General features: G+C 69.6%; 10 protein-coding genes. 3 read left to right on the top strand and 7 right to left on the bottom strand.

From position 1 onward, the window contains the following. Position 1 precedes the first annotated feature (1 nt). Positions 2-3,412, top strand: coding sequence for an efflux RND transporter permease subunit (locus D6850_RS01550; protein WP_121163269.1), 3,411 nt, complete (start codon positions 2-4; stop codon positions 3,410-3,412). Here D6850_RS01550 and D6850_RS01555 read toward each other — a convergent pair. Then, positions 3,391-4,224, bottom strand: coding sequence for a protein-disulfide reductase DsbD domain-containing protein (locus D6850_RS01555; protein ID WP_245964064.1), 834 nt, complete (start codon positions 4,222-4,224; stop codon positions 3,391-3,393). The two genes, D6850_RS01550 and D6850_RS01555, sit on opposite strands and share 22 nt — an antisense overlap. Before the next feature lie 195 nt (positions 4,225-4,419). On the opposite strand from D6850_RS01555, the gene D6850_RS01560 reads away from it, so the two are divergent. Further along, complete coding sequence (locus D6850_RS01560) at positions 4,420-4,986, top strand: YqgE/AlgH family protein (RefSeq protein WP_206019185.1); 567 nt, start codon at positions 4,420-4,422, stop codon at positions 4,984-4,986. Positions 4,987-5,088: 102 nt separating this feature from the next. Here the strand turns inward: D6850_RS01560 and D6850_RS01565 are convergent, their stop codons facing one another. The 4 genes from D6850_RS01565 to argH all read right to left on the bottom strand — a co-directional run bounded on the left by D6850_RS01565 (position 5,089) and on the right by argH (position 10,626). After that, positions 5,089-7,668: a TIGR02302 family protein gene (locus tag D6850_RS01565; RefSeq protein ID WP_121163270.1), complete on the bottom strand. Its 2,580-nt coding sequence runs from the start codon at positions 7,666-7,668 to the stop codon at positions 5,089-5,091. 45 nt (positions 7,669-7,713) lie between these two features. Further along, positions 7,714-8,979 carry a diaminopimelate decarboxylase gene (gene lysA, locus D6850_RS01570; protein WP_121163271.1) on the bottom strand — a complete coding sequence of 422 codons (1,266 nt, stop codon included), beginning with the start codon at positions 8,977-8,979 and terminating at the stop codon, positions 7,714-7,716. 79 nt (positions 8,980-9,058) lie between these two features. Further along, positions 9,059-9,238, bottom strand: coding sequence for an argininosuccinate lyase (locus D6850_RS01575; protein ID WP_121163273.1), 180 nt, complete (start codon positions 9,236-9,238; stop codon positions 9,059-9,061). After that, positions 9,235-10,626: an argininosuccinate lyase gene (gene argH, locus D6850_RS01580; protein WP_121163274.1), complete on the bottom strand. Its 1,392-nt coding sequence runs from the start codon at positions 10,624-10,626 to the stop codon at positions 9,235-9,237. Before argH ends, D6850_RS01575 begins: the two co-directional genes overlap by 4 nt. Before the next feature lie 95 nt (positions 10,627-10,721). Between argH and D6850_RS01585 the strand changes: the two genes are divergently transcribed. Continuing rightward, a complete protein-coding gene (locus tag D6850_RS01585) occupies positions 10,722-11,264 on the top strand; it encodes a TlpA disulfide reductase family protein (protein ID WP_245964113.1) in 543 nt (180 codons plus the stop codon). A gap of 34 nt (positions 11,265-11,298) precedes the next feature. Here D6850_RS01585 and D6850_RS01590 read toward each other — a convergent pair whose 3' ends face one another. Next, positions 11,299-11,736 carry a MaoC family dehydratase gene (locus D6850_RS01590; protein ID WP_121163277.1) on the bottom strand — a complete coding sequence of 146 codons (438 nt, stop codon included), beginning with the start codon at positions 11,734-11,736 and terminating at the stop codon, positions 11,299-11,301. Beyond that, a complete protein-coding gene (locus D6850_RS01595) occupies positions 11,726-12,922 on the bottom strand; it encodes an amidohydrolase (RefSeq protein WP_217510699.1) in 1,197 nt (398 codons plus the stop codon). The genes D6850_RS01590 and D6850_RS01595 overlap by 11 nt, the downstream gene beginning before the upstream one ends. Positions 12,923-13,016: the final 94 nt, after the last annotated feature.

Below are 13,016 nucleotides of genomic sequence, written 5' to 3' on the forward strand. Positions count from 1 at the left end.
CATGGCGCGCGCCATTCCTCCGGCGGCGGGCGGGCTGCTGTCGTATTTCACCCGCCACCGCACCGCGGCGAACCTGCTGCTGTTGTTGCTGATCGTGCTGGGCGTCGCCGCCGCGCCGCGCATGCGCGCGCAGTTCCTGCCGGACGTGATCGTGGACACCGTCACCGTCTCGATCACCTGGGAGGGCGCGGGGGCCGAGGATGTCGACGCCGCGATCGTCCAGCCGCTCGAGCCTGCCTTGCTGGCCGTGGAAGGCGTCGAATCAACCCAGGCCACCAGCCGTGAAAACAGCGCGCGCATCACGCTCGAGTTCGAACCCGGCTGGGACATGGGCCGCGCCGCGACGGATGTGGAGGCGGCGGTCGACTCTGTCACGACCCTGCCCGAAGAGGCCGATGAGCCGGTGGTGCGCCGCGGGGCGTGGCGCGACCGGGTGACGGACGTGGTCATTACCGGGCCGCTGGGCGCGCAGCAACTTGGCCTTTACGCGGATGAATTCATCACCCGCCTGTTCGCCGCGGGGGTGACGCGGACCACCGTGCGCGGCGTGGCCGCGCCCGAAACCATCGTCGAGGCGCCGTCTACCGCACTCATGGCGCATGACGTTACGATGGCCGAGATCGCCGCCGCGATCCGCGCCGAGGTCGACGCCGCCCCGGCGGGCGATGTCGAGGGCGCCAACACCCGCGTGCGCACCGGCACCGAAAAGCGCACGCCCGAGCAGATCGCCGCCATCACCCTGCGCGTCAATCCCGACCGCTCGCGGCTGACCATCGGCGACGTGGCCCATATCCGCACCGAGGGCGTGGCGCGCGAGCGCGGCTATTTCGTCGGCGACGACCCGGCGATGTCGATCCGGGTCGACCGTTCCGCGCGGGGCGACGCGCTGGCGATCCAGGACGCGGTCGAGAAGGTCGCGGCGCAGATGGCCGAAACCCTGCCCGAAGGCGTCACGGTCAAGCTGGTCCGCACCCGCTCCGAGAACATCTCGGCGCGGCTCGACATGCTGCTCGGGAACGGGCTCACGGGGCTTTTGCTGGTGGTGACGCTGCTGTTTCTCTTTCTCAACGCGCGCATCGCGTTCTGGGTGGCGGCGGGCATTCCGGTGGCGATGTGCGCGGCGGTGGCGCTGATGTACGCGGCGGGGATCACCATCAACATGATCTCGCTCTTTGCGCTCATCATCACGCTGGGGATCGTGGTGGATGACGCGATCGTCGTGGGCGAACACGCCGACGCCCGCACCCGCCGGCTGCGCGAATCCCCGGCCCAGGCGGCCGAGAACGCCGCCCGGCGCATGGCGATGCCGGTGTTCTGCGCGACGCTGACCACGATTATCGCCTTCTTCGGTCTCGTGGTGATCGGGGGGCGGTTCGGGACGCTCATCGCCGACATTCCCTTTACCGTGATCGTGGTGCTCACCGCGTCGCTGATCGAGTGTTTCCTGATCCTGCCCAACCACATGAGCCACGCGCTCGTCCATTCGGCGCGCGAACACTGGTACGACGCGCCGTCGCGGGTGGTGAACCGCGGGTTCGTGTGGGTGCGCGCCTATCTTTTCCGACCGCTGATGGCGGGGGTGATCCGGGCGCGCTATCCGGTGCTGGCCGGCGCGGTGCTGGTGCTCAGCTCGCAGCTGGCGCTGTTCGCGCGCGGCGACGTCACATGGCGGTTCTTCAACGCGCCCGAGCGCGGCAGCGTGACCGGCAATTTCGCGATGGCGCCGGGGGCCACGCGCGCCGATTCGATGGCGATGATGCGCGAGATGCAGCGCGCGACCGAGGCGCTGGCGGCGGAATATGTGCAGACATATGGGCGCAGCCCGCTGGCTTACGTGATGGCCGAGGTCGGCGGCAACGCCGGGCGCGGCATGGCCGGAACCGAGACCAAGGAGCCCGACCAGCTCGGCGGGATATCGATCGAGCTGATCGACGCCGACCTGCGCCCCTATTCGAGCTTTGCGTTCGTCGCCGACCTCCAGGAACGGATCGTGCAGCACCCGCTGGCGGAAACCGTGAGCTTCCGCGCCTGGCGCGGCGGGCCGGGGGGCGATGCGCTCGACGTGCAGTTCTACGGCGCGGACGCGGAGCAGCTCAAGCAGGCGTCGGGCGCGCTCAGGGCGGCGCTGATGCGCTATCCCGAGGTCTCGGGGTTGGAGGACGACCTTGCCTACGACAAGGAGGAGCTGATTCTCGACCTGACGCCGCAGGGGGCGGCGCTCGGGTTCGACATCGACGGGCTGGGCCGGGTCTTGCGTGCGCGCCTCGCCGGGATCGAGGCGGCGACCTACCCGCTCGGGCCGCGTAGCGCCGCGATCCGGGTCGAGCTGCCCGAGGGCGAACTGACCGCCGATTTCCTTCAGCGGATGCAGTTGCGCACGGCGGCGGGCGGCTATGTCCCGCTGGCCGATATCGTGACGGTCGAGCGGCGCAACGGCTTCTCGACCGTGCGGCGCGAGAACGGGCTGCGCACGATCAGCGTGACCGGCGAATTGTCCGAGGACGACCCGGCCCGCGCCGCCGAGGTGATGCAGGCGCTCGAGAGCGAGATCCTGCCGCGCATCGCCGCGGAGCAACAGGTCGAATGGCGGCTCGCGGGCCTCAGCGAACAGGAGGACGAATTCCTCGCCGAGGCGCGGCTCGGACTGATGCTGACGCTAACGGGGATATACCTGGTGCTTGCCTGGGTGTTCTCGAGCTGGACGCGCCCGTTCGTGGTTATGGCGATCATTCCCTTCGGCCTTGTCGGCACGATCTATGGCCATGCGCAATGGGACGTGCCGCTCAGCATGTTCACGGTGGTGGGGTTGCTGGGCATGACCGGGATCATCATCAATGATTCGATCGTGCTGGTCACCACCATCGACGAATACGCCGCCGAGCGCGGCCTGGCGCCGTCGATCATCGACGGGGCGGCGGACCGGCTGCGCCCGGTGATGCTGACCACGCTTACGACCGTGGCCGGCCTTGCGCCGCTTCTGTTCGAGCGCTCGGCGCAGGCGCAGTTCCTGCTGCCGACGGTGATCACGCTGGTCTACGGCCTCGCCTTCGGGATGCTGCTCGTGCTCTTGGTGGTGCCCGCGCTGATCGCGGTGCAGCATGACCTCGCGCGCGAGACGGCGGCGCTGCGTCGCGGGCTCGGGATGCGGCGCGGCGGGCGGATACGGCTGGCGCTATGGGCCGGGGCGGCGTTGATCCTTTGCTGGCTTGGCGCGACGCTGGGCTGGACGATCGCGAGCGGCGCGTTGCCCGCGACGCTGCTGGCGGCGCTGCCGGTCCTGGCGGAGTTCGATCCGATGGTCGCGGCGCTTCTGGCCTTCCTCACGGGCGCGGCGGCGCTCGTGCTTGCGCTATATGTCGCGCTGGCGCTGACGCAGGCGCTGCGGCGCCCTCAGCCCGCCGGGCAGCCCTGAATGTCCACGGCGTAGGACGTGCCCAGCACGGTGATGCGCAGCCCCTTGCGGTTCACCGCAAAGCTGCGCCCCTCGGCATGGACCATGCGCGTGTTCACCGTCAGCGTGTCGCCCTTGCGCGCGGCCTTGGCCGGGGCGACCCAGACCGCCGGGTTGTCGGTCTCGACCACGGCGAATTCGCGTCCGCCGCTGCTCGGCATCGCGATCTCGGCGTGCAGGCGCAGACCCCCATCCGCCGGGGCGAGCGTGCAGCGCACCGCGCCGACGCGCGCCTCGGACGCGCTGTAGGGTTGATCGGCGAGCGCGGCGGCGATGCGCGGGTCGCGTTTTTCGGTGGTGCGGGGCAGGTCGGCGTCGAGCCGCAGCTGCACCGGAATGCACACGTCGCGGCAGACCCCGAGATCGAGCAGCCCGTCGAGCCGCACGTCGCGCCCCGCCCGGCGCGGCAGCACCCGCAGCGGCAGGATCACCCGTCCGTCATAGCCGATCGTGGTCGTCCCCGCCTGCAGAATCGGTTCGGGCGTTGGCCAGACGATCTCGACCCCGGCGAGGTTGCGCGAGCCGCTCCAGTCGAACTGCGGCGGGATCCCGAGGTCGCCGGGCGCGCGCCAGTAGGTCTTCCAGCCCGGATCGAGCGTGATCTCGAGCGCGGCCATATGCGTGCCGTCCGCCATCCGCCAGCCGGGCAGGAGCCGCGCCTCGAGCACGTCCTCGACCGACCCAGCCGCATGGGCGAACGTGGCGGCAAGGGCCGTGGCGAGGCAGGCGAGGGAGCAGAGAACCGTGCGTATCATGCCTCCGACATGGGCCATTCCGCGGGCAAAGCCAACTCACGTTCCGGCGAAGACGTGCAACAATTCCGCCAACGGTATGCAACAATGTCCCATGAACGGACGTTACAGGCCCATGCGCGTGCGGTCCGGCCCCGCCCCTTGTGTTGACCTGGGCGGTATCCCATTGTCGGAGGGAATACGCGCGCAGGGGCGCGAAACCGCAGGAGACCGGCAATGGCCGAGGAAATGAACCTGACAGGACAGACGCTTATCGCCATGCCGGGCATGGGCGACGACCGTTTCGGCAATGCGGTGGTCTTCATGTGCGCGCATTCTCCCGAGGGCGCGATGGGCCTCATCGTGAACAAACCGACGTCGGACCTGTCGCTGTCGCATCTTCTCGACCAGTTGTCGGTGGAGGTGAGCGCGGAGGCGCGCGAAATGCCGGTGCATTTCGGCGGCCCGGTGGAGCATGGGCGCGGCTTCGTGCTGCACGAAAAGGGCTACGCGTCGCCCGTTTCCACGCTTGACGTGAGCGACGCCTTCGCGATGACCGCGGCCATCGACATTCTCGAGGACATGGCTGGCGGCGGCGGCCCGGAGCATGCGATCATCGCGCTGGGCTATGCCGGCTGGGGGCCGGGGCAGCTCGAGAGCGAAATCGCGCGCAACGGCTGGCTGATCTGCCCGGGCACGCCCGACCTGATCTTCGACACCGCCGATCCCGACAAGTGGGAGGCCGCGCTGACCCTGCTCGGGGTGAGCCCGCTGACGCTTTCGGCGGAGGCGGGGCGGGCGTAGGTTTTTCGCACGCTGCGCACGCTTGATCTCTCGCCCCGAGGCGGAGGCTCGCGCCGTCTTTGGCGAGAGTATTTGGGGAACATTGAAAGCCCGTCGGGGGCGTCAGAACCGTTCGAGCAGGCGTTCGAGGTAGTTGCGCTCGACCTCGGGGCGTTCCGTTTCGCCCGAGCGGCGGCGGATTTCATCGAGCAATTCGCGGGCGCGGCGATAGACGTCCTCGCCCTGGAGCAGGCTGTCGCGGGTGCCGGCGCGGTCGCCCTGGCCGGGGGTGCGGCCCAGAGGGTCGCTCTGCTGGCCGCCATCCATGCCGCGCGCCTGTCCCTGGCCTTCGCCGGGGTCGCGGTTGGCCAGCGCCTCGCCGAGGCTGCGCATGCCGTCGCGCAGCGCGTCCATCGCCTCGGCCTGCCGGTCGATCGCCTCGGCGAGATCGTCGTCGCGCAGCGCCTCCTCGGCGCCGTCCATCGCGCGCCCGGCCCGGTCGAGCGCGTCGCGCGCCGCATCGCCCGCCTCGGTCCCGGCGCCGGGCAGGGCGCCGCGCTGGCGGTCGAGTTCGCGGCGCAGCGCCTGTTGGCGGTCGGCAAGCGCGCCGGCCTGACCCTGGCCGTCCTGCCGGGCGCTCTCATCGCCCCCGCCGCCCTGGCCCGGCCGACCCTCGCCGCCCTGGCCCTCGTGACTCTGGCCGCGGCCCTCACCGCCGCTGCGGCCCTCGTTCTGCTGGCTCTGGCCCGACTGGGCGTTCGGGTTGAACTGTTCCTGCAAGTCGCGGAACGCCTGGTCCGACAGGCCCTGCTGCTCGCGCAGGGTGTCGGCGAGGCCTTCCATCGCCTGCTGGCCCTCGCCCTCGCCGCGCTGGCCTTCGGTGACGCGCAGGTTTTCCATCATCCGCTGGAATTCCTCCATCGCCTGCTGCGCCTCGGCCATGCGGCCCTGTTCGATCAACTCCTGGATGCGGTCCATCATGTCCTGAAGGTCCTGCTGGGTGAGCTGCATGCGGTTCTGGTCGCCGCCGTCGGGTTGATCCGCGCCGCTTTCGCGTTCGGCCTGCTGGAATTTCTGACGCAGGTAATCCTGCGTCGCGTCGCGCAATTCCTGCATGAGCTGGGCGATTTCCTCGTCGCTGGCACCGTTCTTCATCGCCTCGCTCAGCCGTTCCTGCGCCGCGCGCATCCGTTCGAGCGCGTCGCCGATGTCGCCGTCCTCGAGCATGACGCCCAAATCCCAGAGCGCCGCGGCGATCTCGTCCTGCGCCTCGGAGGTGATCGGGCCGTCCGCGATGGAGGCTTCGAGCCGGCGCAGGATCACCCGCAGGCGCAGGTAGCTGGCCGATGTCGGGAACAGCCCGTCCTCGGGGCGGTGCGAAATGGCGCGCAGGATCTGCGCCGCCTCGGCGGCGTTGGAGCGCGCCCAGAGCAGCGCCTGGCGCTGCTCGATCACGGATGCGGCCAGCGGGTCGAAGAAGCGGCGAGCGGGCAGGGTCAGTTGCTCGGGCGGGCTGTGGCCGGTCTGGCCGCGCGCGTCCTCGACCTGCAATTCCAGCGTGACGGGCAAATGCGCCCAGGGGTGCTGCGAGAGGTTTTCGACCAGGGTTTCGGTGAACTCCGCGCGGTCGCCGGTGATCGGCATCGGCAGGTCGAGCGTGAGTGGCGCGCGCGGGTCGGGTTCGGCGGCGAGGCCATAGCGCCGCTCGACCCGGTCGAGATCGAGCCGGAACGTCGCCGTGCCGCCGGTCACGCCATAGTCGTCGGAGGCGCGGAACGGGCGGCTCATCCGGCCGTCGAAGGTGGTCTTCGCGCCCTCTGCAAGCAGCGCGACCGAGGGGCGCGCATCCGGCGTGGCGGTGACGCTCCACTTGCGCCCGCCGGGGCCGTCGATGGCGATCGTCCCGTTTCGGGTCACGTCGAAATCCTGTTCAGGATCGGTCGCGACGCCCACGTCCTCGGTGCGGCCCGACACCGTCTCGGACACGCTGAGCGCGCCGGGGGCGCCGTAGAGACGCAGGGTCACGCGGCTTCCCTCGGGGACGCCAAAACGGTTCCCGAGATCGGCGAGGTAGAGGCTCGGCAGCCCGGTATGGGCCGGCGGCTCGATCCAGCCCTCCCATGCGGGGCCAGACGTGGGCGCCGGGCCGCCGCCGGCGATGTGCTGCACGCTGCCGACGCGCCAGACCGACCCGAAGGCGAGCGCGACGACAAGACCCAGAAGCGCGATATAGCGCAGCCCGAAGGGATCGCGCCGCGCCAGCCGCAGATCGGGTTCGATCGCGCGTGCGCGCGCCGCCGCCTTCACCATGCGCGCGCGGTGCGCGTGCCAGAGCGCCTCGGACGCCGGATCGCCGGCGCCGATCGCCTGCCGGTCGGCAAGCGCGGCGAGCGGGCGGCCCGGCAGCGCCGCGTCCATCCGCGCCAGCGCCTCCGCGCGGCGCGGCCAGCGGAACCGGATCAGGCCGAGCCCTGTAAAGACCAGCGCCCCGAGCGCCGCCCCGGCGAGAACCGCGAAGACCAGTTCGATCATCGCCCATTCGTGAAAGCCCAGCATCAGCGCCGCCGCCACCGCCGCGATCAGCGTCCAGAGCGGCCAGAACGCCCGCACCAGCCGCTCGGCCAGCAGTCCCGCCCATGTCAGGGTGAGCGGCAGGCGCAGCCGTGCGGCGATGTCGCGTGTCAGGGGTGTCCGTTCAGCCATCTCCAGCCATTTAACGCTTTGGTGGGGCCGGACACGGGGATCGCGTCAGAGCCATGCGGGCATCGTATCGCGATTTATGATTTCGTCAAAGCTCGGCCGGGGGCGGATGACGGCGAATTGATGCCCATGCACCAGCACCTCGGGGACGAGCGGGCGGGTGTTGTATTCGCTGGCCATCACCGCGCCGTAGGCCCCGGCGCTGCGGAACGCGACCAGATCGCCCGCCCCGAGCGGCGGCATGGCGCGCGCGCGGGCAAAGGTGTCGCCGCTTTCGCAGACCGGGCCGACGATGTCGTAGGGGCGTTTCTCGGCGCCGGCTGCGGGTTCGGTCACGGGAACGATATCGTGCCAGGCGTCGTACATCGCGGGCCGGATCAGGTCGTTCATCGCCGCGTCGAGGATCAGGAAATCGCGCCCCTCGCCGGATTTGGGGTAGATGACCGCACTCACCAGCAGTCCGGCGTTTCCCGCGATCAGGCGGCCTGGCTCGATCTCGATCTCGCAACCCAGATGCCCGACGGTCTCCTTCACGACCTGCCCGTATTCCATCGGCAGCGGCGGCGCGCTGTTGGAGCGCTCGTAAGGGATCCCCAACCCGCCGCCAAGGTCGAGCCGGCGGATGTCGTGCCCGTCCGCGCGCAGGGCTTCGGTCAGCTCGGCCAGTTTTCCGTAGGCCTGCCGGTAAGGATCCAGATCCGTGATCTGGCTGCCGATATGCATGTCGATGCCGATCACCTCGAGCCCGGGCAACGTCGCCGCATGAGCGTACACCTCGCGCGCGCGGGAGATCGGGATGCCGAACTTGTTCTCGGCCTTGCCGGTGGCGATCTTGGCGTGGGTTTTCGCGTCCACGTCCGGGTTCACCCGCACCGCGATGGGCGCGCGCGTCCCGAGCGACAGCGCCACTTCGTTCAGCGCCTCCATCTCCGGCTCGCTCTCGACGTTGAACTGGCGCACCCCGCCGGTCAGCGCGAGGCGCATCTCCTCGCGCGTCTTGCCGACGCCGGAAAACACGATCCGCTCGCCCGGGACGCCGGCGGCCTGCGCGCGCCGGTATTCCCCGCCCGAGACGACATCCATACCCGCCCCGAGCCGCGCCAGCGTCGTCAGGATCGCCTGGTTGCTGGCCGCCTTCATCGCGTAGCAGACAAGGTGGTCGAGCCCTTCCAGCGCCTCGTCGAACAGGCGGAAATGCCGCGTCAGCGTGGCGGTGGAATAGACGTAGAAAGGCGTGCCGACCTCGGCCGCGATCTCGGGGATGGGGACGTCCTCGGCATGCAGCACGCCGTCACGGTAGAGAAAATGATCCAAGCCTCACCCCTGCCGGATCGTCCGGCTTTCAATGTTCCAAGAATACTCGAAATCCAACGTGCGATCGGTGGAAACCGCGTCAGAAGCCCACGCCGACATGCGTGCTGACGCGCCCGCTGATCCAGTCGGTCCCGACGGTGGCGTTGGTTCCGTTCGACCCGACCCCGACCGTGGTGTTGACCGACGGGCGCACGGGCGGGCCGTCCACGCCGCAGGCGGCGAGTGCTGCGAATAGCGCGATTGCCGCTGTCATCCTCATCCCAATATCTCCTGCCAGCGTTGCACCTGGCGGCGCACCTGTTCGGGCGCCGTGCCGCCGTAACTGGTGCGGCTGGCGACCGAGTTATGCACGCCGAGCACGTCGAACACCTCTGCGCTGATGTCGCCATGCACCGATTGCATGTCCCCGAGCGAGAGGTCGGGCAGATCGCAGCCCTTGCCTTCGGCCATCGCCACCAGCGCGCCGGTCACATGATGCGCCTCGCGGAACGGCATGTCCAGCACCCGCACCAGCCAGTCGGCGAGGTCGGTCGCGGTCGAGAACCCGGCGCTGGCCGCGGCCTCGAGTGCTGCGCGGTTGGCGCTCATGTCGCGCACCATGCCCTCCATCGCGGCCAGCGCCAGCATGAGGTTGTCAGCGGCGTCAAAGACCTGTTCCTTGTCTTCCTGCATGTCCTTGGAATAGGCGAGCGGCAGCCCCTTCATCACCAGCGTCAGCGCCACGTTGGCGCCGAAGATGCGCCCGATCTTGGAGCGGATCAGTTCCGCCGCGTCGGGGTTCTTCTTCTGCGGCATGATGCTGGAGCCGGTCGAGAACCGGTCGGACAGCGTCACGAAGCGGAACTGCGCGCTGGACCAGATCACCAGCTCCTCGGCCAGCCGGCTCAGGTGCATGGCGCAGATGCTGGCCATGCCGAGAAATTCGAGCGCGAAATCCCGGTCGCTCACCGCGTCGAGCGAGTTGGCGCAGGGCCGGTCGAAGCCCAGTTCGGCGGCGGTCATGTCGCGATCGATCGGAAAGCTCGTCCCGGCGAGCGCCGCGGCGCCAAGCGGGCATTCGTTCATCCGCGCCCGCGCGTCGCGCACCCGCCCCAGGTCACGGTTCAGCATCTCGACATAGGCCATCATGTGATGCCCCCATGTCACCGGCTGCGCGGTTTGCAGGTGGGTAAAGCCCGGCATGACCCAGTCGGCCCCCGCCTCGGCCTGCGACACAAGCGCGCGCATCAGCGCGATCAGCGCGGCGTCGGCGGCGTCCAGCTGGTCGCGCACCCAGAGCCGGAAATCGGTCGCCACCTGGTCATTGCGCGACCGGCCCGTATGCAGACGGCCTGCGGGCGCGCCAATCAGCTCCTTGAGGCGCGCCTCGACGTTCATGTGGATGTCCTCGAGCGCGGCGGAAAACGCGAAGCTGCCGTCCTCGATTTCTGACAACACCGTGAGAAGCCCTTCCTTCATCGCGGCGGCATCGCTATCACTCACGATGCCGGTGCTGGCCAACATGGCCGCATGGGCCTTGGAGCCCGCGATGTCCTGCGCCGCCATGCGTCGGTCGAACCCGATCGAGGCGTTGATCGCCTCCATGATCGCATCGGGTCCGTCGGCGAAGCGGCCGCCCCACATTGCGTTCGAGGATGAGTCTGCCATTCGCCTGTCCCTTCGGAGGAAAGATGCCCCTGTCACGTTCCGCAATCGTCTACATCGCCGCCGGCGCGGTTGCAATTGCAGCCGTCGCCACCGTCATGCTGGTGCGCCCGTCGGGCGAGGTTCTGGCGCAGGACGCGCGCGATTACAGCGCCTATCAGCAGATGCTCGAGGGCGACATGAAGAAGCTGAGCTTCCACGCCGCGCCCAAGGCGGCGAGCGCGCTTGCCTTCACCACCGGCGACGGTGGCGAGGGCACGCTGGCCGATCACCGGGGCAAATACGTGCTGCTCAACTTCTGGGCGACATGGTGCGCGCCCTGTCGCAAGGAGATGCCGATGCTTTCCGAGTTGCAGGCCGAGTTCGGCGGCGAGGATTTCGAGGTGCTGACGCTGGCCACCGGGCGCAACCCGGTCCCGGCGATCAAGGCGTTCTTCGACGAGATCGGCGTCGACAACCTGCCGATGCACCGCGATCCCAAGCAGCAGGTCGCCCGCGAGATGGGCGTGCTGGGCCTGCCGATCACCGTGATCCTCGACCCCGAGGGGCGAGAGATCGCGCGGATGCAGGGCGACGCGGAGTGGAACAGCGACAGCGCGAAAGCGATGCTGCGCGCCCTGCTGGACGGCGAAACGGGCTGAATCCGCGCGCCGGAGATTTTTCGACGAAGAATCGTCACCCCGCGCGGCGCAGGATATGCGTCGCGCGGTAGGTCATCACCACCACGTCGTCCTGGTTGATCACCTCGTAATCGATGTCCGAACGCCCGCGATCCGGGCGGCTGCGCGAGGGCGTGACCGACGCGACCGTGCCGCGACAGCGCAGCACGTCGCCCGGACGCACCGGATGCAGGAAGCGCAGCGCGTCCATGCCGGGCGAGCCGAGCGACGCCTCGGTCCAGATGTCGGCCTCGAGCGTGAGGGTGAACGCGGTCAGCAGCGTGTGAAACCCGCTGGCGATGATCCCGCCGAAGGGCGTCGCGGCGGCGGCCTCGGCGTCGATATGGAAGGGTTGGGGATCCCACTGCCGCGCGAAGGCGAGGATATCCTCGAGCGGCAGCGCCTTGGCGGCGGTCTCAAAAGTGAACCCCTCGTGAAGATCGTCAAGATACATGGCCGTTCCTTTCCGCCGTGCGGGGCGCGAGCTCCTGCTCGACCAGGGCCGCCCACCAGGCCGAACCGGGCGTTAGCGCCGCGTCGTTGAAGTCGTAATCCGGTGAATGGAGCGGGCGCGCGTGCGCGCCCTCTGCGCCGTTGCCGATCAGCATGAAACAGCCCGGCGCCGCGTGGGCGAAATGCGCGAAATCCTCCGAAAAGAGCTTGGGCGGGCCGGCGTCGTCGACGTCACCTGATACACGCGCGGCGGCGCGGACGGCGCGCGCGGCGCTCTCCGCATCGTTCATGGTGGCGGGAAAGATCGTCTCGTAGCTCACCTCGGCCCGCACGCCATGCGCCGCCGCGACGCCGTCGACGATCCGGCGCATCGCCGCCTCGATGCTTGCGTTGGTCTCGGGGTCGAGCGCGCGGCAGTCGCCGCGCAGCACCGCGCGCCCGGGCAGCACGTTGCGCCGCCCGTCGGTTTCGAACGTGGTTAGGGAGACGACCGCGTGGCGCGCCGGATCGATCTTGCGCGCGACGATGGTTTGCAGCGCGAGCGCGATTTCCGCCCCAACGGTGAGCGCGTCCACCCCCATATGCGGCAGCGCCGCGTGCCCGCCTTGTCCGGTGATGGCGATCTCGAAGAGCGCCTCGCTCGCCGTCATCACGCCGGGGCGGGTCTGGAAGGCGCCCACGGGCAGCCCCGGCATGTTGTGCGCGCCGTAGATCGCGTCGACCGGGAACCGGGCGAACAACCCGTCGGCCAGCATCGCGGCGGCGCCTTCGCCGTGTTCCTCGTTCGGCTGGAAGATGAACACCGCGCGTCCGTCGAACCGCCCCTCGTCGGCGAGGTGTTTCGCCGCGCCCAGCAGCATCGCCATGTGCCCGTCATGGCCGCAGGCGTGCATCCGCCCGGGTGTCTTGCTGGCGTGCGCAAGCCCCGTCGCCTCCTCGATGGGCAGCGCGTCCATGTCGGCGCGCAGCCCGATGGCGCGGGGGCCGTTGCCGCGCTGCAGGACGCCGACCACGCCCGAGCCGCCGACGCCTTGATGCACCTCGAGGCCGAAACCTTCCAGCAGCTCGGCCACCCTTCGGGCGGTGCGCGGCAGATCGAAGCCGAGCTCCGGATGGCGGTGGAAGTCCCGCCGCCACGCCTGCATCTCGGCCCAGAGCCCCGCTGTCGGAAGCGCGCTCGCGTCCATACTTCCCTCCGTTTCACGCCGCGCCCAGCATGGGGCGGAATCGCCCATTGCTCAAGCCGGCGCGGAGCCGGTAAGACTCGGGCGCGCCAGCCGA

Source organism: Roseovarius spongiae (assembly GCF_003651245.1).
Lineage (GTDB): Bacteria > Pseudomonadota > Alphaproteobacteria > Rhodobacterales > Rhodobacteraceae > Roseovarius > Roseovarius spongiae.